At 72.7% G+C, this 19021-nt stretch carries 21 protein-coding genes; 14 read left to right on the top strand and 7 right to left on the bottom strand.

The annotated features are described in order from the left end of the window. Nucleotides 1–29: 29 nt before the first annotated feature. Entirely contained in the window at nt 30–1016 is a 987-nt protein-coding gene (locus tag ACFVVO_RS30025) for a helix-turn-helix transcriptional regulator (RefSeq protein WP_390059044.1), read from the top strand. Nucleotides 1017–1072: 56 nt separating this feature from the next. Continuing rightward, complete coding sequence (locus ACFVVO_RS30020) at nt 1073–1591, top strand: DUF4240 domain-containing protein (protein WP_390059112.1); 519 nt, start codon at nt 1073–1075, stop codon at nt 1589–1591. A gap of 30 nt (nt 1592–1621) precedes the next feature. On the opposite strand, the gene ACFVVO_RS30015 is transcribed toward ACFVVO_RS30020, so the two are convergent. Together ACFVVO_RS30015 and ACFVVO_RS30010 are read right to left on the bottom strand one after the other, a co-directional pair. Then, on the bottom strand, nt 1622–1846 hold the full coding sequence (locus tag ACFVVO_RS30015) for a hypothetical protein (RefSeq protein ID WP_390059043.1): 225 nt from the start codon (nt 1844–1846) through the stop codon (nt 1622–1624). 142 nt (nt 1847–1988) lie between these two features. Further along, a complete protein-coding gene (locus ACFVVO_RS30010) occupies nt 1989–2744 on the bottom strand; it encodes a peptidoglycan recognition protein (RefSeq protein WP_390059110.1) in 756 nt (251 codons plus the stop codon). Nucleotides 2745–3015: 271 nt separating this feature from the next. Between ACFVVO_RS30010 and ACFVVO_RS30005 the strand changes: the two genes are divergently transcribed. Further along, nucleotides 3016–4209, top strand: coding sequence for a MarP family serine protease (locus ACFVVO_RS30005; protein WP_390059041.1), 1194 nt, complete (start codon nt 3016–3018; stop codon nt 4207–4209). Nucleotides 4210–4245: 36 nt separating this feature from the next. Here ACFVVO_RS30005 and ACFVVO_RS30000 read toward each other — a convergent pair whose 3' ends face one another. After that, a complete protein-coding gene (locus ACFVVO_RS30000; protein ID WP_390059040.1) occupies nt 4246–4728 on the bottom strand; it encodes a GNAT family N-acetyltransferase in 483 nt (160 codons plus the stop codon). Nucleotides 4729–4784: 56 nt separating this feature from the next. Here ACFVVO_RS30000 and ACFVVO_RS29995 point away from each other — a divergent pair, with 56 nt between their 5' ends. Continuing rightward, a complete protein-coding gene (locus tag ACFVVO_RS29995) occupies nt 4785–5678 on the top strand; it encodes a TIGR01777 family oxidoreductase (RefSeq protein WP_390059038.1) in 894 nt (297 codons plus the stop codon). 213 nt (nt 5679–5891) lie between these two features. After that, on the top strand, nt 5892–7256 hold the full coding sequence (locus tag ACFVVO_RS29990; RefSeq protein WP_390059037.1) for an NAD(P)/FAD-dependent oxidoreductase: 1365 nt from the start codon (nt 5892–5894) through the stop codon (nt 7254–7256). A 99-nt stretch (nt 7257–7355) separates the two neighbouring features. Here ACFVVO_RS29990 and ACFVVO_RS29985 read toward each other — a convergent pair whose 3' ends face one another. Then, nucleotides 7356–8822 carry a regulator gene (locus tag ACFVVO_RS29985; protein ID WP_390059036.1) on the bottom strand — a complete coding sequence of 489 codons (1467 nt, stop codon included), beginning with the start codon at nt 8820–8822 and terminating at the stop codon, nt 7356–7358. Between the two features lie 239 nt (nt 8823–9061). Here ACFVVO_RS29985 and lipB point away from each other — a divergent pair, with 239 nt between their 5' ends. The 4 genes from lipB to ACFVVO_RS29965 all read left to right on the top strand — a co-directional run bounded on the left by lipB (nt 9062) and on the right by ACFVVO_RS29965 (nt 12145). Beyond that, entirely contained in the window at nt 9062–9883 is an 822-nt protein-coding gene (gene lipB / locus ACFVVO_RS29980; protein WP_390059035.1) for a lipoyl(octanoyl) transferase LipB, read from the top strand. Nucleotides 9884–9990: 107 nt separating this feature from the next. Next, nucleotides 9991–10956, top strand: coding sequence for a lipoyl synthase (lipA, locus tag ACFVVO_RS29975; RefSeq protein ID WP_390059034.1), 966 nt, complete (start codon nt 9991–9993; stop codon nt 10954–10956). Between the two features lie 228 nt (nt 10957–11184). Then, nucleotides 11185–11382, top strand: a complete 198-nt coding sequence (locus ACFVVO_RS29970; protein ID WP_390059032.1) for a hypothetical protein — start codon at nt 11185–11187, stop codon at nt 11380–11382. A 61-nt stretch (nt 11383–11443) separates the two neighbouring features. Continuing rightward, nucleotides 11444–12145 (top strand): DUF4191 domain-containing protein, encoded by a 702-nt coding sequence (locus ACFVVO_RS29965; protein WP_390059031.1) that lies wholly within the window; start codon nt 11444–11446, stop codon nt 12143–12145. 156 nt (nt 12146–12301) lie between these two features. Here ACFVVO_RS29965 and ACFVVO_RS29960 read toward each other — a convergent pair whose 3' ends face one another. Beyond that, nucleotides 12302–12769 (bottom strand): RDD family protein, encoded by a 468-nt coding sequence (locus ACFVVO_RS29960; protein WP_390059029.1) that lies wholly within the window; start codon nt 12767–12769, stop codon nt 12302–12304. A gap of 209 nt (nt 12770–12978) precedes the next feature. Here ACFVVO_RS29960 and glnA point away from each other — a divergent pair, with 209 nt between their 5' ends. Next, on the top strand, nt 12979–14388 hold the full coding sequence (glnA, locus tag ACFVVO_RS29955) for a type I glutamate--ammonia ligase (protein ID WP_390059028.1): 1410 nt from the start codon (nt 12979–12981) through the stop codon (nt 14386–14388). A 93-nt stretch (nt 14389–14481) separates the two neighbouring features. On the opposite strand, the gene ACFVVO_RS29950 is transcribed toward glnA, so the two are convergent. Continuing rightward, nucleotides 14482–14736: a hypothetical protein gene (locus ACFVVO_RS29950; RefSeq protein WP_390059026.1), complete on the bottom strand. Its 255-nt coding sequence runs from the start codon at nt 14734–14736 to the stop codon at nt 14482–14484. Between the two features lie 272 nt (nt 14737–15008). Here ACFVVO_RS29950 and ACFVVO_RS29945 point away from each other — a divergent pair, with 272 nt between their 5' ends. The 3 genes from ACFVVO_RS29945 (at nt 15009) to ACFVVO_RS29935 (ending at nt 16876) form a co-directional block, all read left to right on the top strand. Further along, nucleotides 15009–15266, top strand: a complete 258-nt coding sequence (locus tag ACFVVO_RS29945) for a hypothetical protein (protein ID WP_390059025.1) — start codon at nt 15009–15011, stop codon at nt 15264–15266. A gap of 102 nt (nt 15267–15368) precedes the next feature. Beyond that, nucleotides 15369–16289 carry a zinc metalloprotease HtpX gene (gene htpX / locus ACFVVO_RS29940; protein ID WP_390059023.1) on the top strand — a complete coding sequence of 307 codons (921 nt, stop codon included), beginning with the start codon at nt 15369–15371 and terminating at the stop codon, nt 16287–16289. A 2-nt stretch (nt 16290–16291) separates the two neighbouring features. After that, nucleotides 16292–16876, top strand: a complete 585-nt coding sequence (locus ACFVVO_RS29935; protein ID WP_390059022.1) for a hypothetical protein — start codon at nt 16292–16294, stop codon at nt 16874–16876. Between the two features lie 19 nt (nt 16877–16895). Here ACFVVO_RS29935 and ACFVVO_RS29930 read toward each other — a convergent pair whose 3' ends face one another. Continuing rightward, a complete protein-coding gene (locus ACFVVO_RS29930; RefSeq protein ID WP_390059021.1) occupies nt 16896–17168 on the bottom strand; it encodes a hypothetical protein in 273 nt (90 codons plus the stop codon). Between the two features lie 130 nt (nt 17169–17298). Here ACFVVO_RS29930 and ACFVVO_RS29925 point away from each other — a divergent pair, with 130 nt between their 5' ends. Then, on the top strand, nt 17299–18957 hold the full coding sequence (locus ACFVVO_RS29925) for an alpha/beta fold hydrolase (RefSeq protein WP_390059019.1): 1659 nt from the start codon (nt 17299–17301) through the stop codon (nt 18955–18957). Nucleotides 18958–19021: the final 64 nt, after the last annotated feature.

Below are 19021 nucleotides of genomic sequence, written 5' to 3'. Positions count from 1 at the left end.
CTGTCAGTGCCCCCCGGCATCATGAAGCCATGCGCGCCGCCCGCCTCATCAAGATGGTGCTCCTCCTACAGTCCCGGCCCTCCATGACCGCCGCCGAACTGGCGCGGGAGCTGGAGGTGTCGGAGCGGACGGTCACCCGGGACACGCAGGCACTGTCGGAGGCCGGCGTGCCGGTGTACGCGGACCGGGGGCGGGCCGGCGGGTACCGGCTGGTCGGTGGGTACCGGACGCGGCTGACGGGGCTGGCGCGCACCGAGGCCGAGGCGCTGTTCCTGAGCGGGGTGCCGGGCGCGCTGCGGGAGATGGGGCTGCAGGACGCCGCCTGTGCCGCCCGGCTGAAGGTGTCCGCCGCGCTGCTGCCCTCCCTGCGGGACGCCCCGGACAGCGCCGCCCGGCGGTTCCACCTGGACGCGCCCGCCTGGTTCCAGGAGCCGGAGACACCCGCGCCGCTGCCGGTGATCGCCGAGGCCGTGTGGGCCGACCGGCGGATCGGCGCCGTGTACCGGCGCGGGGAGCGGTCGGTGGAGCGGGAGCTGGAGCCGTACGGGCTCGTGCTGAAGGCCGGCGTCTGGTACCTGTGCGCGCGGGTGGCCGACGGCGGTGCCTTCCGGACGTACCGGATCGACCGGTTCGGCGCCGTCGACGCCCGCGAGGAGCGCTTCGACCGGGTGCCGGACTTCGATCTGGCGGCCTTCTGGGCCGGGCAGGCCGAGCGGTTCGCCCGCTCGATCCTGCGCACCGCGATCGTCGTACGGCTGTCCCCCGAGGGCGTGCGCAGGCTGCCGTACGCCGTGGACCCCACGGCCGCGCGCGAGGCGCTCGCGGGCGCGGGCGAGCCGGACGGCGAGGGGTGGGTGACGGTGACCGTGCCGGTGGAGTCGGAGGAGGTGGCGCACGAGCAGCTGACGGCGCTGGGTCCGGAGGCGGAGGTGCTGGCGCCGGCGGGTCTGCGGGAGCGGTTCGCGGCGGACGCGGCCCGGCTCGCCGCGCGCTACGGGCGTGCGGACGGCGGATAACGATCCGCCACACTCCACGTGCGCCCCACCGGTGAAGGCCCGATGCTGGTGCCGTGATGGACGAGACGGAGTTCTGGGAGCTGATCGACGCGACCCGCGAGGCCGCCGAGGGCGATCCCGAGGAGCAGGCGGACCTGCTCGTGGAACGGCTGCTCCAGTTGGAGCCGGAGCTGGTCCTGGACTTCGCCCGTCACTTCGAGGCTCGCTACAACCGGGCCTACCACTGGGATCTGTGGGGGGCCGCCTGGGTCCTGCTGGACGGGGCCAGCGACGACGCGTTCGACTACTTCCGGTGCTGGCTGATCGGCCAGGGCCGGGAGGTCTTCGAGGGCGCCCTGCACGACCCGGACTCCCTGGCCGACCTGCTGGAGGACTTCGACGAGGAGATCGACGGGGACGGCGAGGAGCTGGGCTACGCGGCGGATGAGGCGTACGAGCAGCTCACCGGCACCGTCGCCCCGGACCTCGGCATCGCTCCGGCGCCGGCCGAGCCGGAGGGCACCGCGGTCGCCTTCGAGAACGAGCGGGTGCTCGCCGAGCGCTATCCCCTGCTGTGGGAGCGCTTCAAGGAGTAGCCGTGCCCGGCGCGGGCGGCACCGGGCCGCTCATGCGCCCGTGCGCCTTCGGGCGGTGTCCGACGGCGGCCGGGCGGCCGTGTCGGCCCTGACCGGGTGGTGCGGGGGCGCGGCGTTGGCCTGGTCGAGGGCGGAGGCGGTGACGGCGGCCGGTCCGAGGACGACGGTCGCGACCGCGCACACCACCGCCCAGGGTCCGCGCGCCGCCCGGGCTCGTTCCGCCCGCTCCATGGACCGCCCGCGCCTGCCGCTCATGATCCCCGCCTCCACTCGTCCGGCCCCGTGCCCGGCGCCTCGTCCTGTGTCCTGCCCGGCGCGTGGTCCCGCCGTGCGCGGCGCGTCGTCCCGCGCCACGCCCGACGCTAGGGCGCGCGGCTCGGAGCGGGCCGCGGGCCGGCTATGGCCTTGCTGTGGGCGTCCTGCCCTGGAGCCGGGCCGCCGTCCGCCTGATCTCCGGCAGCCGGGCAGTCAGGGCGGCGCCGGGGCAGGTGGTCATGAAGCCCTCGTTGTGGCCGGCCACGGCGGGCAGGGTGGTGGCGGTGCCCGCCTTGAAGCGGCTGTGTCCGTTGCTGGAGGTCAGACGGGCCCGGGCGCGCGGATCGACGTCGGCGAGGCCGAGCTTCCAGGCGGCGAGGGCGGCGATCGCGTCGGTCATGGCTTGCGGCACGGGCACGCCGGCGGTGAAGGTGCCGAGGGCGGCGATGCCGGCGGTGCGGTGGTTGAAGCCCTGGGCGTGGGCGCCGGTGACCGGCCGGTCCACACCTCCGGCGCGGCCCTCGTAGATGGTGCCGCAGCGGTCGACGAGGAAGTTGTAGCCGATGTCGTCCCAGCTCCGGCTGCCGGTCTGGCCGGCGTACAGGGCGCGGATGATGCGGGGCGCGTCGGCGCAGTCGTACCGGTTGGGCGAGTCGGTGTGGTGGACGAAGACGGCGACCACCTTGTCGTCGTAGCGCGGGGGCGGCTGGCTGCGCGGGGCCGCCGGGTCCAGCCAGACGGTGCGGGACAGGATGCGCGGCCGGGCGGCGTGGTGGGCCGTGGCCTCCCGGTCCGCGCCGGGCCGGGCGAGACGGACCGGTGCGGCGCTCTCGACGCCCCGGGCGCACAGGGCCAGCGCCAGGACGGCGGTCAGGCCGGGGAGGCAGCCGAGCAGCAGCAGGACGGCACCGGGGACACGGGCGGGCCGCCGTCCGCGTATTCCCGGCGCTCTTCGCAGGACGCGCATGGTCCCACTGTCGCCGCGCCGCGCCGTGCTCGCGATGTGGGGTGTGCCACCTGGTGGAACCATCGTCCTTGTCCAGGCCGTTTCTGGGGATATACGCACACGTGGCCGGTTGGCGGTTCGGGTGGCCGCTCACGCACGCGCGTGACTGATCACCGGGGCCGTCCGGCCCGTATCTCAGGGGGTCCGAGAGAAAGGCGGCTCCGTGGACCTGCTCGACCTGGTGCTCGCACTGGTGGTCGTCGTCTATGCGGCGTCCGGTTACCGGCGCGGGCTGGTGGCCGGCTGCCTGTCCCTGGCCGGGTTCGTGGGCGGCGCGGCGGTCGGGGTGTGGGCACTGCCCTGGGTGACCGGGCTCGCGGCGCGCGGATCGGCGACGGCGACCGTGCTGGCGGTGCTGACCGTGCTGGTGCCGGGGGTGGTGGGGCACGAGTTGGCGGGCCGGCCGGCGCTGCGGCTGCGGCGTGAGCTGGACCGGGAGGGCCGGGGCCCGCTGCGGGTGGCGGACGGGACGGGGGGTGCGGTGGCGAACTCGGTCGCCGTGCTGATCGTGGCCTGGGTCGCGGCGAGCGTGCTGGGCGCCTCCTCCTCGCAGACCGTGACCACGGCGATCCGGAACTCGGCGGTGCTGGGCGCGGTGCAGCAGGCGATGCCGGAGACCACCCCGGTGTGGTTCTCGCGGGCCACCTCCGCGCTGACGGAGGCGGGTTTCCCGCAGGTCTTCAACCCGTTCGAGAACGAGTCGACGGCCCAGGTGGCCCGGCCCACCGGCGACAGCGTCACGTCCGCGGCGGCGAACGCGGCCAGACGCAGCTCGGTGAAGATCGAGGGCGCCCGCGGCACCGAGGGCCGGGAGGGCAGCGGCTTCGTGTACGCGGCCCGGCACGTGATGACCAACGCGCACGTGGTGGCGGGCATCGCCCACCCGAGCGTGCGGGTGGGCGGGATCGGGCCGGCGTACCGGGCCCGGGTGGTGCTCTTCGACCCGGACCGGGACGTGGCGGTGCTGTACGTGCCCCGGCTGCGCGTCCCGGTGCTGCGGTTCGACCACAGCGCGGTGCGCGGCGAGCCGGCGGTGGTCGCGGGCTATCCGCAGGACGGCGGCCTCGACCTGCAGGCGGCCACGGTGGCGAACCGGGTGCGGGCGCGGGGCCAGAACATCTACAGCACCCGCACGGTCACCCGGGAGATCTACTCGATCCGCTCGACGGTCCGGCCGGGCAACTCCGGTGGCCCGCTGCTGTCGGCCGACGGCCGGGTGTTCGGCATGGTCTTCGCCCGGTCCACCTCGGACGCCGAGACGGGGTACGCGCTGACGGCCGACGAGGTGGCGGGCGACGCCTCGAGCGCGGCCACGGCGACGGCGCCGGTCGACACCGGCCACCTCGTCACGTCGTAGGACGCACGGCCCGGGCGCGCTCCGGGGGCAGGAACCTCAAAGGGCGCGTCCCATGAGCACGTCGTCGACGAACGCGCCCTCGATCAGCCACTCCCCGGGCAGCACGCCCTCGACCGCGAAGCCCTGGGACTCGTAGAGCCGCCGGGCCGGGGCGTTGTGCCCGAGCACGCGCAGGGTGAGGCGGCGCGCGCCCCCTGCCCGCGCCGCCTCGACGGCGGCCCGGACCAGCGCGCCGCCGACGCCCTTGCCGCGGGCCGCGTCGGAGACGACCAGGCCCTGGATCTGGCGGACGTGTGCGTTGGCGGCCAGCGCGGTGGGCAGGACGAGGCGGATGTAGCCGGCGACGCGCCCGTCCAGTTCGGCGACGAGGTAGTCCCCCGGCCGGTGGCGCTCGTCGAAGAAGGGCGGGTACGGCGGCCGCGGTGCGGGCAGTACGGCGTGCAGCGGGGACCAGGCGGCCCGGTCGAGGATGGCCAGCTCCTCCTCGTCGGTGGGCAGGGCGATGCGTATGGACGGCATGGAGGTCACCTTAAGCAGGCCTGGGAGGAACGGCCGCGGCGGGGAAGGATGGCCGCATGGAACGTTCGCGAATCGCGGTGGCCGGTGCGTCCGGTCTCATCGGCAGCGCCCTGGTGCGGTCCCTGACCGCGGACGGGCACGAGGTGGTGCGCCTGGTCCGCCGCGCGCCCCGGGACGGAAGCGAGGTCCGCTGGGACCCGGAGCGGCAGCAGGTGGACGCGGCCGGGCTGGCCGGCTGTGACGCGGTGGTCAACCTCGCCGGGGCGGGCATCGGCGACCGGCGCTGGACGCCGGAGTACAAGCGGCTGATCCGGGACAGCCGGGTGCTCGGCACGGCCGCGCTGGCGGAGGCGGTGGCCTCGCTGGACACGCCGCCGCGGGTCTATGTGAGCGGCAGCGCGATGGGCATCTACGGCGACACCGGTGACCGTGCGGTGGACGAGGACGCGCCGCCCGGGGACGGCTTCCTGCCCTCGCTGTGCGTGGAGTGGGAGGAGGCCGCGGCGCCCGTGCAGGAGGCGGGGGTGCGGACGGTGTTCCTGCGCACGGGTCTGGTGGTCGCGCGGGGCGGCGGGGCCTGGGGCCGGCTGTTCCCGTTGTTCAAGGCGGGGCTCGGGGGGCGCCTGGGGAGCGGGCGGCAGTACTGGTCGTACATCGCGCTGCACGACGAGGTCGCCGCGATCCGGCATCTGATCGACGACGACACCGCGTCCGGGCCGTTCAACCTGACCACGCCGCAGCCGCTGACGAACCGTGAGGTCACGGAGGCGATGGGGCGGGTGCTGCACCGGCCGACGGTGTTCGCGGTGCCGGAGCCGGTGCTGCGGGCGGTACTGGGCGAGATGGCCGGGGACGTGCTGGGCAGTCAGCGGGTGCTGCCGAAGCGGCTGCTGGAGTCGGGGTTCGCGTTCGCGTTCCCGGGCATCGAGGACGCGATCCGCGCGGCCTGACCGGCTGTCAGGTGCCCGTCGGCGTTTCCCGGGGTCTCGTGTGATCTGTTGAGTTCTCTTGTGACCGTATGCGACCGCCGTGCGACCGTGCCCTGTCGATGCGCGGACTGCCCCTGACCGGTCAGGGCCTAACCTCGAGCCGAACTCGGGTATCCCTGGAGCCAGTTGGGGGCATGACGTCTCCACCGGCCGCGCAACCACAGGAGGGGCCTCGTGCTTGAGCCCGCGTACCAGGTGGACGTCGTCATCGTGGGAGCCGGGATCGCCGGACTCTCGGCGGCTCACCGGCTCACCAGCGCAGGAGTAACCACCGCAGTCCTGGAGGCCGCCCCTTGTGTGGGCGGCCGTATGTCGACCGAGAAGGTCGACGGCTTCCGGCTCGACCGCATAGGACAGCTGCTGTCCACGTCGTATCCCGAACTCCGCCTGACGCCGGGGCTCGATGCGCTCGCCCTGCGCCGGTTCGCGCCGGGCGTGCTGCTGCATCGAGACGGGCGCACGCACCGCGCGGGCGCTCCGGCGGCCGGAGGGAGCGCAAGGGGCGCACTTCACGTGGTGCGCGCCCTGGCGAGCGCCCCCCGCGGTCCGGCGGCCTCGCCGGGCCGGGCCGGCGCGCCGCTCGGCGGCGCGGTCGACCAGGCCCGGCTCGGCACCGCCCTGGGCCGGATCGCCGCCACCCCGGTCGAACGCCTGCTGTCCCGGCCCGAGCTGCCCGCGGCGCAGGCGCTCGCGGCCCGGGGAGTGCCGGCGCGCACCATCGAGGGCTTCCTGCGCCCGCTGCTCGCCGCGCTGCTGTGCGACCCGGAACTGACCACGTCCAGCCGGTGCGCGGACCTGGCGCTGCGCGCCTTCGCGAGCGGCCTGCTGTGCGTGCCGGAGGGCGGCGCCGAGGCGCTGCCCGAGCTGCTGGCCCAGACGCTGCCGTCCGGCACCGTGCGCACCGGGGTGCGGGTCACCTCGGTGTCCACGACCTCGGTGACCACCGCCGAGCACGGCGAGATCCGCTGCCGCGCGGTGCTGCTGGCGACCGACGCGCGGGCCGCGGCGGAGCTGCTGCCGGGCCTCAGGGTGCCGGACTTCCATCCGGTGACGGTCCTGCACCACACCACGGACGACCCCGCGCCGGCCTTCGCGACCGGCACCTCGCTACTGCTGGACGCCGACCGCGGCGGACCGGTCGCGCACACAGCGGTGCTCAGCAACGTCGACCCGAGCCGGGCACCGGCCGGCCGGGTGCTGATCTCCTCGACCGTGCTGGGCACGCCGCCCGACGGGATCGACACGGCCGTGCGCATCCATCTGTCCCGGCTGTACGGCACCTCGACCCGGCGCTGGGAGACGCTGGCGGTGCACCACACCCCGGAGGCGGTACCGGCCATGCGCCCCCCGCACGACCTGCGCCGCCCGGTCCGGCTGCTGGCCGGCCTGTACGTCTGCGGCGACCACCGCGACACCAGCACCGTCCAGGGCGCCCTGCACTCGGCCCACCGGGCGGCCGCGGCCGTCCTCGCGGACCTGGGGGCGGCGGGGTCGATGCACCGGTCGGATCCCGCGCCCACCCTGCCGAGAGCCGCCTGATCCGCCGGGCAGGCCCGACAGGGCCTAGTGCCGTGGCCGGAAAGGTTCACCGGCTCGCGACGCCCGGCAGCTTCCCGGCAAACCTTTCCGGCCACAGCACTAGCCCAGCGCGGCCACCTTCTCGCGGTAGCCCCGCACGGGAGCCGCGTCCTTGTACGGCTCCAGGCGCCGCTCGAAGTCCTTGACGTACTCGACGGCGCGCACGGACCGCATCTGGGCCGCCTGACCGGCGGCCTCCGCCGCCAGCGCGCACGCCTGGTCGAGTTCGCCGAGACCGAGCCGGGCGGTGGCGAGGACGACCCGGCAGAACAGGCGGCTGCGGGCGTAGGCGGGGGCGCGCAGTTGCAGGGAGCGCTCGGCGTGCTGCACCGCCGCCCGGAACTGCTGGAGGTCGCGGTGGCAGTGCCCGAACTCGTCGGCGAGCTGCGCCTCGTCGAAGAACCGGGCCCAGTACGGCACCTCGTCCCCGGGCCGGGCCGCCTCCAGGGCGCGCTCGGCCCGCACCAGCGCCCCGGTGCACGCCCGCACCTCGCCGAGCACCCCGTGCGCGCGAGCCTCGGCGGCGTGCAGCAGCGCCTGCACGACCGGCGGGGCGCCGGTCCCGACACCCTGCTGCGCCACCCGCGCGAGCTGCACGGCCTCCCTGCCGTGCCCGAGGTAGACGGCCTGGCGGCTCATGGTGACGAGCACATAGGAGCCGTAGGCCCGGTCGCCGGCCGCCTGGGCGAGCCGCAGGGCCTGCACGAAGTAGCGCTGGGCGAGCCCGTGCGCGGCGATGTCGTACGAGGTCCAGCCGGCGAGCCGGGTGAGATCGGCGGACGCCGCGAACAGGCGCCGCCCGGTCTGCTCGTCGTAGGCGCCGCGCAGCAGCGGCTCGCACTCGTGCTCCAGGTAGCGCACGAGGGCCTGCCGGGCGTGGCCGCCGCCGTAGGCGTCGTCGAGGGTGCGGAACAGCTCGCCCACCGAGCGCAGCGCGGCGATGTCACCGCCGGTGACCCGGTGGCCGGGCGCCCGCTCGGCCTGGCCGCGCGGCCGGGCCGGGGCGGTCAGCGCCTCCAGCCGGGTCCTGACGGCGGCCGGGCGGCCCTGGACGGGCACCCGGGGCACCGGGTCGCGGGCCACCCGGTCGTCGGCCTTGCCGATCAGCCAGTCCCGGCTGGGCACGACAAGACCGGCCGGGGTGAAGGCGATCTTGCGCAGCTCGGCGTGGCTGCCGGAGTCCTTGCGCCACAGCCCGCTCACGATGTCGACGGCCTCCTCCGGGGTGGCCGCGAACTCGAGCCCGGCGTACACCGGCGCACACGCGTCCAGGCCGAGATCCTGGGCCGTGAGCCGGCGCCCGAGCCGGCGCGTGAACACCTCGGCGATCAGCGCGGGCGTCGTCCCCCTGGGCTGCTGTCCGCGCAGCCAGCGGGTGACCGAGGTCTTGTCGTATCTGAGGTCCAGCCCGTGCTCCAGGCCGAGCTGGTCGACGCGACGGGCCAGACCCGCGTTGGAGAACCCCGCTTCTGCGATGAGCGCGGCGAGCTGGCGGTTGGGGGTGCGCTGCGCGGGTCGGTCCGTCATCTGCGGTGCGTTCTCCTGCCTTACGGCTCTGCTGAAGTGCCCGGATTGCCGGTGAGCAGCCCTTATGGCCTCGTGGACGGCGCGAATGTAGCGGAGAGTGAGCAGACGATCGCACAGTTCCCCGTTCATTCATCCGATCGTGTGAGGATTGCCCTCAGCGCTGACGTACGCCGGACGGTCGTACAGTGGCGTGGGCGCGCCACGCGCCTGACGCCGGTTCACCGAGGGAGGCGCTTGCCGTGAGTGAGTTGCGGTTCGTCCGCATGGGGTTCGGCGCGGATGCCGTCGAGTACCAGGAGGCGTGGGACGAGCAGCGCCGGGTGCACGCCGCCCGGTTCGCCGACGAGGTCCCGGACACCGTCATCCTGCTGGAGCACCCCCCGGTCTACACGGCGGGCCGCCGCACCGAGGACAGTGAGCGCCCGCTGGACGGGACCCCGGTCGTCGACGTGGACCGCGGCGGCAAGATCACCTGGCACGGACCCGGCCAGCTCGTGGGCTACCCGATCCAGAAGCTGCCCCGCCCGGTGGACGTCGTCGCCCACGTGCGCCGCCTCGAGGAGGCCCTGATCCGCACCTGCGCCGCGTTCGGCGTGGAGACCACCCGGGTCGAGGGCCGCAGCGGGGTGTGGGTGCTCGGCGACCCGGTCGAACAGCGGCCGGCCTGGGGGTCCCCCCGGCCGGAGGCTGGGGGAGGGCTCTCCCTCGACTTCGACCCGCGACTGACGGACGAGGAGTTCGACCCCCGGCTGAACGGCCCCGAGTACGCTCCCTCCAACGCCGGTCAGCGCCGCGAGGACCGCAAGATCGCCGCCATCGGCATCCGCGTGGCCAAGGGCGTCACGATGCACGGGTTCGCCCTGAACGTGAACCCCGACAACAAGTGGTTCGACCGGATCATCCCGTGCGGCATCCGGGACGCCGGCGTGGCCTCGCTGGCCGCCGAACTGGGCCGGGACATCACCGTCGAGGACGTCCTGCCGGTGGTCGAGCGGCACCTGCGGGACGTGCTGCAGAACGCGGACCTCAAGCCGCGCGTCGTGGAGAAGGCCTCCGCCTGATCAAGGAATGCGCCCTGCGGCCCCGGGGTTGGCCTCGGCGGTAGGGCTCAGTAAATACGGGCGTACCCTGGTGTACGCCGAGGAATCGAAGTCACAGGGAGCCGGTCGTGTCCGCAGTCGCACCCGACGGACGCAAGATGCTGCGCCTGGAGGTCCGCAACAGCCAGACCCCCATCGAGCGCAAGCCCGAGTGGATCAAGACCCGGGCGAAAATGGGTCCCGAGTACACGAAGATGCAGAACCTCGTGAAGAGCGAGGGTCTGCACACGGTCTGCCAGGAAGCCGGCTGTCCGAACATCTACGAGTGCTGGGAGGACCGCGAGGCGACCTTCCTCATCGGCGGCGACCAGTGCACCCGGCGCTGCGACTTCTGCCAGATCGACACCGGCAAGCCCGAGGCGCTCGACCGCGACGAGCCGCGCCGCGTGGGTGAGTCCGTGGTCACCATGGACCTGAACTACGCCACCATCACCGGCGTCGCCCGCGACGACCTGGAGGACGGCGGCGCCTGGCTGTACGCGGAGACCGTGCGCCAGATCCACGCGCAGACGGCGGAGCGCGAGGCCGGCCGGACCAAGGTCGAGCTGCTCGCCCCCGACTTCAACGCGGTCCCGGAGCAGCTCGCCGAGGTCTTCGAGTCCCGGCCCGAGGTGTTCGCGCACAACGTCGAGACGGTGCCGCGGATCTTCAAGCGCATCCGCCCCGGCTTCCGCTACGAGCGCTCCCTGAAGGTCATCACCGAGGCCCGCGACTTCGGCCTGGTCACCAAGTCCAACCTGATCCTCGGCATGGGCGAGACCCGCGAGGAGGTCGGCGAGGCGCTGAAGCAGCTCCACGACGCCGGCTGTGAGCTGGTCACCATCACCCAGTACCTGCGCCCCTCCGTGCGCCACCACCCGGTGGAGCGCTGGGTGAAGCCGCAGGAGTTCGTGGAGCTGAAGGAGGAGGCCGAGCAGATCGGCTTCTCCGGTGTGATGTCCGGCCCGCTGGTGCGGTCGTCGTACCGCGCGGGGCGCCTCTACCAGATGGCCATCGAGAAGCGGGGCTCCTACATCGCCGTCCAGGCCATGTGAGCCGAGCGTGTGAATTCACGCACAAGTTACTACTGGCCAGTAATGGCCGAGTCGACGCGGTCCCGGCCGTCCTCGCTGATGAGGGCGTCGCCGGGACCGCGTCGGCGTTGACGGGCTCCACATAAAGGCTTCATGGGCGTTTGACCGGCCGGTCATGCCCTGGTAACACCATTCAGTGACTCTGGTATCACGCCCCGTATCCCACCAGTGACGAAGGGGACCACGATCATGCAGGCCGCGCCCGTTCGCGCCACACCCATTCCGTCCTTCACCGACGCGCTCCGCGCCGTCGAGTCCCTGCTCATGAGCGGTGGGCAGCGCACCGCCCGCCGCAACGCCTGGAACTCCGTTCTGGAGGACCGCCGCCGCGCCAAGGACCGGGTCGAGGCGCAGCGCGTGCTCGAGCAGGCCGCCGGCCGTCCCTGAACCTCCTCCCCCACGGGCACTGCCGTCGTGAGCGCTCCCGGGGCCACGTAGACTTCGTGGCATGGCGAGGAAGGAAAACGCGGCGGACGCCGCGAACGCAGGGCGACTGAAGCAGATCGTCCTCACGTACAAGATGACCCGCAAGGCCGACAAGAAGCTCGGTCTTGTACTCGCGGCTGTCGGTATCGGCACCTTCGGTGTCTTCCTCGCGATCGGTTTCTTGATCGACCACCCGTACTACCTGGGCGTCCTGGGCCTGCTGCTCGGATTCCTGGCCACGGCGATCGTGTTCGGCCGCCGGGCCGAGCGGGCCGCCTTCGGGCAGATGGAGGGCCAGCCGGGCGCCGCCGCGGCCGTGCTGGACAACATCGGCCGGGGCTGGACGACGACTCCGGCGGTGGCGATGAACCGCAGCCAGGACGTGGTGCACCGGGCGGTCGGCAAGGCGGGCATCGTGCTGGTCGCGGAGGGCAACCCGAACCGGGTGAAGAGCCTGCTGGCCGCCGAGAAGAAGAAGATGAACCGCATCGTCGCGGACGTCCCGGTGCACGACGTGATCGTTGGCACCGGCGAGGGCCAGGTCGAGCTGAAGAAGCTGCGCACGACCCTGCTGAAGTACCCGCGGGTGCTGACCGGCCCGCAGGTCACCGCCACCACCGACCGGCTGCGCGCCCTCGGCGACCTGATGAGCAACATGCCGCTGCCCAAGGGCCCGATGCCGAGGGGCATGCGGATGCCGAAGGGCGGCCCGAAGACCCGCTAGAACTCCTCGTACGAGAAAGGGGGCGCCCGGACCAGGTCCGGGCGCCCCCTTCGTCGTGGCGGTGCTCCGCGCCTCGCGTCGTGGCGGTGCTCCGCGCCTCGCGTCGTGGCGGTGCTCCGGCGCCTCGTGGCGCGGTGCCACGGACGGGTGCGCGCCCTACAGGCGGACCTCGACGGTCTTCGCGAGCCGGTCGTGCAGGCCGCGGCCGTCCCGGTCCCAGATCAGCGCGGGGATCGCGAGGCAGAGCAGAACCGAGCGCAGCAGCGCGCGCCCCGGGTTCACGGTGCCGGTCTCCAGGGCCACGACCCGGATACCGAAGAGGCGCTTGCCGGGCGTGAAGCCGATCGTGCCGACGGTCAGGACGCTCATCGCGAAGAAGACGAGCAGGGCCCAGTTGCTGGTGGCGGGGCTGTTGCCATGCGTGATCAGACCGTATGCGATCAGGACACACAGGCCCCAGTCCACGGCCAGCGCGCCCAGGCGCCTGCCGGGCCGGGCGATCGAGTTCGGCCCCTCCTCGGGCAGACCGAGCTGCTCGCCCCGGTATCCGAAGTCGGCGCCGGCGTCTTCCAGCGCCGCGCGCGGCCCGGAGAGCCACGATCCCATTGCTTGCCTGTTGTCCACCCGTCCACGGTACTGCGGCCGGATTCGGGCAGGACGCACTGGGGTGTGTCGGGGCTAGGGTGGAGACGCGGCCGGTTAACTTCTGCGAAACAAATGGGTCACGCCCGAGAAATCACCCGTCCCTAGGGTCGAGGGCAGCGTGTGCCACCGCACTGGCCGCACGAACGATCTACCACCCCGGCGGGATGGTCGGGAGTAGGAGGAGCTGGATGTTCCAGAACGCCGACGAGGCCAAGAAGTTCATCGCGGACGAGGACGTCAAGTTCGTTGACGTCCGTTTCTGCGACCTGCCGGGCGTCATGCAGCACTTCACGTTGCCCGCCGAGGCGTTCGACCCCGACGACGAGCAGGCCTTCGACGGGTCGTCGATCCGCGGTTTCCAGGCCATCCACGAGTCGGACATGTCCCTGCGTCCCGACCTGTCCACCGCGCGCATCGACCCGTTCCGCCGGGACAAGACGCTCAACATCAACTTCTTCATCCACGACCCGATCACGGGCGAGCAGTACTCCCGTGACCCGCGCAACGTGGCGAAGAAGGCGGAGGCCTACCTCGCCTCGACCGGTATCGCGGACACCGCGTACTTTGGTCCCGAGGCCGAGTTCTACGTCTTCGACTCCGTCCGCTTCGCGACGGGTGCGAACGAGTCCTTCTACCACATCGACTCCGAGGCGGGCGCCTGGAACACCGGCGCCCTGGAGAACAACCGTGGTTACAAGGTCCGCTACAAGGGCGGCTACTTCCCGGTCCCGCCGGTCGACCACTTCGCCGACCTGCGCGCCGAGATCTCCCTGGAGCTGGAGCGGTCCGGCCTGAAGGTCGAGCGCCAGCACCACGAGGTGGGCACCGCCGGCCAGGCCGAGATCAACTACAAGTTCAACACGCTGCTCGCCGCCGCCGACGACCTCCAGCTCTTCAAGTACATCGTGAAGAACGTGGCCTGGAAGAACGGCAAGACCGCGACCTTCATGCCGAAGCCGATCTTCGGTGACAACGGCTCGGGCATGCACGTGCACCAGTCGCTGTGGACCAACGGCGACCCGCTGTTCTACGACGAGGCCGGTTACGCGGGCCTGTCGGACACCGCCCGCTACTACATCGGCGGCATCCTCAAGCACGCCCCGTCGCTGCTGGCCTTCACCAACCCGACGGTGAACTCCTACCACCGCCTGGTGCCGGGCTTCGAGGCGCCGATCAACCTGGTGTACTCGCAGCGCAACCGCTCCGCCGCGATGCGCATCCCGATCACCGGCTCCAACCCGAAGGCCAAGCGCGTCGAGTTCCGCGCCCCGGACTCCTCCGGCAACCCGTACCTGGCGTTCTCCGCGCTGCTGCTCGCGGGCCTGGACGGCATCAAGAACAAGATCGAGCCGGCCGAGCCGATCGACAAGGACCTCTACGAGCTGGCTCCCGAGGAGCACGCCAACGTGGCCCAGGTGCCGACCTCGCTCGGCGCCGTCCTCGACCGCCTCGAAGCCGACCACGAGTTCCTCCTCCAGGGCGACGTCTTCACGCCGGACCTGATCGAGACGTGGATCGACTACAAGCGGACCAACGAGATCGCGCCGCTGCAGCTGCGTCCGCACCCGCACGAGTTCGAGCTGTACTTCGACGTGTGACAGGTGCCCCGGGACCGGCGGGTCCTGAGGGGTCCCGTGCGGAGGGCCGCCACCCGGAACGTGTCCGGGTGACGGCCCTCCGCCGTGTGTCCGTCAGCTCACCACGACGATGACGACCGGTACTCCGCCGTTGTTGAAGTTGTTGCCGAAGAAGTCGCCCCGGTCGAAGCGGTTGAAGCGGTTGAAGCAGTTGCCCCACCAGTCGCAGCCCCGGTTGGTGCTGACCTGCGTGACGTGGTTCGGGGTGGCCGCCGATGCGCCGGCCGCCGAGGTGACGACGGCTCCGCCGGCCATCAGGACGCCGACGGCGGACACTGCGGCGAGACGCCTCGCGCGATGTGCTTTCATGGATCCACCTTCCTTCCACCCCTCGTGCGGCTTTCCGGGCACGAGTCGGATGGCCGCGGTCTCGGAGCGAGAGTCCGGCGCGGTCGTAGGGGGTGCCGCACGAGTCTCGTAGCAGGGCGTCACCATGACGCACCCCGCAGTGCGGCTTCTCATCTCGATGCTAGCCGTCCGCTGGTCACCCAGCATCCTGGGCAACCTTTGCCGCTTCCCATGTCTCTTACTCTCGGGAGATCATCATCCTGGCTCTGTCCGACGAGAGAGGTTGAACGGGGATGTCTGAACAGGACGACTGGGAGAAAGAGTTCGATCACAGGTGGGCGAACTCGGCCGAGCACAAGGAGCCTTCGGCCCGCGCCCGCATGCTCGCCGCCCGCTGGAAGGAGAACCCGCCGGACCCGGCGCCCTTCCGTGCCGACCCGGAGCGCTCGGCGCCGCGCCGGTCCTCGTGGATATCGACGGTCGTGGTCCTCGGCTGCGTAGCCGCGGTGATAGTCCTGCTCGGCTACGCCCAGATGCACTCGCCGTACTAGCCCGTCACTCCACGTGAACGGCCCGTCCCGGGTCCCCCGCAGGGGTATCCGCAGGTGCACACTGGACAGCGGGACGAGTGCCTGACCGTGGGGTGGTGCAAGATGCAGAGCCGCTTCCGGAGCGATCGGCGGCTGACCGTTCGGATGACGGTCACGCTGTTCCTGCTCGGACTGCTGTACGTGGCCTTCGTCGCCGCGTTGGTCGTGTTGCTCAAGTCCTGGCTGCTGGTCGTCGTGGTGGTCGGGGCGATGTTCGTCGCGCAGTTCTGGTTCTCCGACCGGATCGCGATGTTCGCCATGCGCGGGCGGGTCGTGGAGCGGGAGGAGTATCCCGAACTGCACGCCGTGGTCGACCGGCTGTGCGCGATCGCGGACATGCCGAAACCGGTGATCGCCGTCTCCGAGATGGGCATGCCGAACGCGTTCGCGACCGGGCGCAGCCCCGATCACGCAGTGGTCTGCGTGACCACCGGGCTGCTGCGCCGTCTGGAGCCCGCCGAGCTGGAGGGCGTGCTCGCGCACGAGCTGTCGCACGTGGCGCACAAGGACGTCGCCGTGATCACCATCGCGTCGTTCCTCGGGGTGATCGCGGGACTGATCGTGCGCTTCGCCTTCTACTCGCAGGTCCTCGGCGGCGGCCGCAGGGACCAGAACACGGCCGCCGTCTTCGCCGCCGTGATGGCCGTCTCCGCGGCCGTGTACGCGATCAGTTTCCTGCTGATCCGGGCGCTGTCCCGGTACCGGGAACTGGCGGCCGACCGGGCCGCCGCGCACCTGACCGGCCGGCCCTCGGCGCTGGCGTCGGCGCTCACCAAGGTCTCCGGGGACATCGCCCGGATCCCGACCGAGGACCTGCGTACGGCCCAGGCCTTCAACGCCTTCTACTTCACCCCGGCGACCGGCAGGGAGCCCGGAATCGAGCGGTTCTTCTCCACCCACCCGACCCTGCAGCAGCGGCTCGACCAGCTGGGGCGGATCTCCGCGGAGCTGGGCGAGGCGGCCACTCCGGGTAAGGCGGGCTGAGCATGGGGCTGCTGGACATCCTGCTCGGCCGCACGAAACCGGTCGCGCCCGATCTGGACCAGTTGTTCGCGCTGCCCTCGGCCGCGATCACGCTCGAGGCGGCGGCCGGGTTCACCCCGGCCGGCGTCGGCGCGGTGTGCTTCGCCACGGTCGAGGGCGCTGCCTTCGAGCAGACGCACCGCGAGATCCAGGCACTGCTCGACGCGGACGCCGACCGGGCGGGTAGCCCGGTGGAACTCACCCAGGACGGCTACGGCTACTCCTGGCTGATCTCCCGCCGGCCCCCCGACCAGCTCCCCCAGCTGGTGAACGACCTGCACGCGGTGAACACCTCCCTGGAGGCCAATGGCTTCGGCCCCCAGCTCCTGTGCTCACTGGCCACCTTCACCGACGACACCGGCCGTCGGCTGGCCCTCGTCTATCTGTACAAGCGGGGTGCCTTTTTCCCCTTCGCTCCGCTGCCCGGCGTCTCCGAGCGCCGGGACAGCGCGCTGGAGCTGCAGGTGAAGGCGGCGCTCGCGAGTGATCTGCGGATCGAGCCGGATCTCGGCCGGTGGTTCCCGGTGTGGGGCGCGCCCGGTCTGTGACGACCGGGGGCGCCTCGGCTCACCTGCTCTTCCCGCGCGCCTGGCGCCGGCTCTCGAAGGGGCGCTCGCGGCGGTAGCGGCGCTCCCACTTGGCCTGGCGGTCACGGCGCTCGCGGTACGCCCGGTAGGAGTCGGGCACCGGGCCCGCGCCGCCCGCCGGGGGTGTGGCGGGCGAGCCCCGGCCGTACTTCGCGTACAGGTAGAGCAGCGCGCCGGCGGCGAGCCACCAGGTGTGGTTCCCGAATCCGAGGATCACCAGGACGACGGTCCCGGTGCTGACGATGCCACGCATGACGGACCTCCTCCGTGAGGTGAGCGGGGTTGGGTGTCGGCTTCGCGACGTTTGTTCAGGATAGGGAGGGCGGCTCCCGGCGCGCATCCCGTTTTCCGTGCGGTCCGGCCGCTGTGAGTGAATGGCCCGTATGAGCGAACTCCCCCCATCCCCAGGTGAGTACGACGACTTCGTGTACGCGTACGACGGTGAGCGGATCAGCGGGGTGAGCGCCGGTCGGCCCGGACGGGCGACGGCCGTGCTCCTGCACGGCGCGGGGAACGGCAGCAAGGAACGGCTGCTGCCGCTGCTCGCCGAGTTCGCCGCCCACGGCGCGCACACCCTGGCCTTCGACTTCTCCGGGCACGGTGAAAGCAGCGGGGCCCTCGCGGAGTTGAGTCTGCGGCGGCGGTTCGCGCAGGCGGTCGCGGTGATCGACGCGCACGCCCCGGCGGACGATCCGCTGGTGCTGGTCGGGTTCAGCATGAGCGGGCAGACGGTCGCGGATCTGGTCCGGCACTACGGGCGCCGGGTGGTGGCGGTGGGCCTGTGCGCGCCCGCCGTGTACGCGCCGGAGGCCTGGGACGAGCCCTTCGGCGACGGCAGCCGGCGGTTCAGCACGATCATCCGCACGCCCGGGAGCTGGCGGACCTCCCCGGCGCTGGAGGTGCTGCGCACGTTCGAGGGGCGGGCGGTGCTGGCGGTGCCGGGCACGGACGCGGTGATCCCGCCGGAGGTGACGGAGGCCGTGCAGGACGCGCTGTCGGCACGCGCCCAGTACACCCGGCTCGAACTCCCGGACGCCGAGCACCGGTTGGGCCTGTGGTTCCAGGACCACGCCGAGGACCGGCGCGACCTGGCGGCCGCGCTGCTGGGCGGGCTCGAGGACCGGGGCTGGGCGGCGACCTGGGGCTGGGTGGCCAAGCGGTTGCCGCAGGGCCGCGGGGTCGTGGACTCCCGTCCGCTGTCCGGGGGCTGGTCCGCGCAGATGCGGGGGCTCACGCTGGACGACGGGGAGGAGCTGGTGCTGCGCACCTTCGTGCGGCCCTTCTTCCGGCGGCACGCCCCGGGGCTGCTGTCCCGGGAGGCGGCGGTGCTCGGACTGCTCGCCGGGCAGGAGGGCGTTCCGGCCCCGGCCCTGGTCGCCGTCGACGCCACCGCCGAGCACTGCGACCACCCCAGCCTGCTGATGACCCGGATGCCGGGTCTGGTGCGGGTGGACGACGAGGACGGGGAGTTCCTGGACCGGCGGCTGGACCTGCTCGCCGCCCAGCTCGTCCGCGTCCACGCGGTCGAGCCGCAGGAGCGTCCGCGTCCGTACCAGGCGTGGACCTCGCCAGAGAGAGTGGTTACGCCGGAGGGTGCGCTGTGGGAGCGGGCGGTGGACGTGATCCGGCGCGACCCGCCGCCGTACCGCGGCCGGTTCCTGCACCGGGACTACCACCCCGGCAACGTGCTGTTCACGGGGGCCGGGGACGGGCTCCGGGTGAGCGGGGTCGTCGACTGGGTGGAGACCTCATGGGGTCCGGCCGACCTGGACGTCGCCCACTGCTCCACGGCGCTGGCCCTGCTGCACGGCCCCGGGCACGGGCTGGCCTTCCGGGACCGGTACGAGCGGCACGGGGGCCACGGTCTGGCGGACGGGCCGGACCACCTGTACTGGCGGCTGCTCGACGCGCTGGCCTACTCCCCCGACGCCGCGAAGCTGGCCGGGCCCTGGCGTGAGCTGGGCCGCACGGATCTGACGCCCGGGGTGCTGGGCGAGCGGCTGGCGGCGTACGTGGGCGCGCTGATGGAGCGGTACGGCTGAACCGCGGGCACCGGACACCGGCTGTCAGTGGTGTCGGCGAGCATGCTGGGGGTGGCACGGTGAG

The sequence above is a fragment of the Streptomyces sp. NPDC058145 genome (assembly GCF_042884245.1).
Taxonomy (GTDB): Bacteria; Actinomycetota; Actinomycetes; order Streptomycetales; family Streptomycetaceae; genus Streptomyces.
This window is presented reverse-complemented; position numbering and strand designations above follow the sequence as displayed.

Excerpts from the sequence above, each read along its gene's own strand:
- ACFVVO_RS30025 (WP_390059044.1), top strand. The coding sequence starts at position 30 with ATGCGCGCCGCCCGCCTCATCAAGATGGTGCTCCTCCTACAGTCCCGG.
- ACFVVO_RS30020 (WP_390059112.1), top strand. The coding sequence starts at position 1,073 with ATGGACGAGACGGAGTTCTGGGAGCTGATCGACGCGACCCGCGAGGCC.
- ACFVVO_RS30015 (WP_390059043.1), bottom strand. The coding sequence starts at position 1,846 with ATGAGCGGCAGGCGCGGGCGGTCCATGGAGCGGGCGGAACGAGCCCGG.
- ACFVVO_RS30000 (WP_390059040.1), bottom strand. The coding sequence starts at position 4,728 with ATGCCGTCCATACGCATCGCCCTGCCCACCGACGAGGAGGAGCTGGCC.
- ACFVVO_RS29995 (WP_390059038.1), top strand. The coding sequence starts at position 4,785 with ATGGAACGTTCGCGAATCGCGGTGGCCGGTGCGTCCGGTCTCATCGGC.
- ACFVVO_RS29985 (WP_390059036.1), bottom strand. The coding sequence starts at position 8,822 with ATGACGGACCGACCCGCGCAGCGCACCCCCAACCGCCAGCTCGCCGCG.
- ACFVVO_RS29970 (WP_390059032.1), top strand. The coding sequence starts at position 11,185 with ATGCAGGCCGCGCCCGTTCGCGCCACACCCATTCCGTCCTTCACCGAC.
- ACFVVO_RS29965 (WP_390059031.1), top strand. The coding sequence starts at position 11,444 with ATGGCGAGGAAGGAAAACGCGGCGGACGCCGCGAACGCAGGGCGACTG.
- glnA (WP_390059028.1), top strand. The coding sequence starts at position 12,979 with ATGTTCCAGAACGCCGACGAGGCCAAGAAGTTCATCGCGGACGAGGAC.
- ACFVVO_RS29950 (WP_390059026.1), bottom strand. The coding sequence starts at position 14,736 with ATGAAAGCACATCGCGCGAGGCGTCTCGCCGCAGTGTCCGCCGTCGGC.
- ACFVVO_RS29945 (WP_390059025.1), top strand. The coding sequence starts at position 15,009 with ATGTCTGAACAGGACGACTGGGAGAAAGAGTTCGATCACAGGTGGGCG.
- htpX (WP_390059023.1), top strand. The coding sequence starts at position 15,369 with ATGCAGAGCCGCTTCCGGAGCGATCGGCGGCTGACCGTTCGGATGACG.
- ACFVVO_RS29935 (WP_390059022.1), top strand. The coding sequence starts at position 16,292 with ATGGGGCTGCTGGACATCCTGCTCGGCCGCACGAAACCGGTCGCGCCC.
- ACFVVO_RS29930 (WP_390059021.1), bottom strand. The coding sequence starts at position 17,168 with ATGCGTGGCATCGTCAGCACCGGGACCGTCGTCCTGGTGATCCTCGGA.
- ACFVVO_RS29925 (WP_390059019.1), top strand. The coding sequence starts at position 17,299 with ATGAGCGAACTCCCCCCATCCCCAGGTGAGTACGACGACTTCGTGTAC.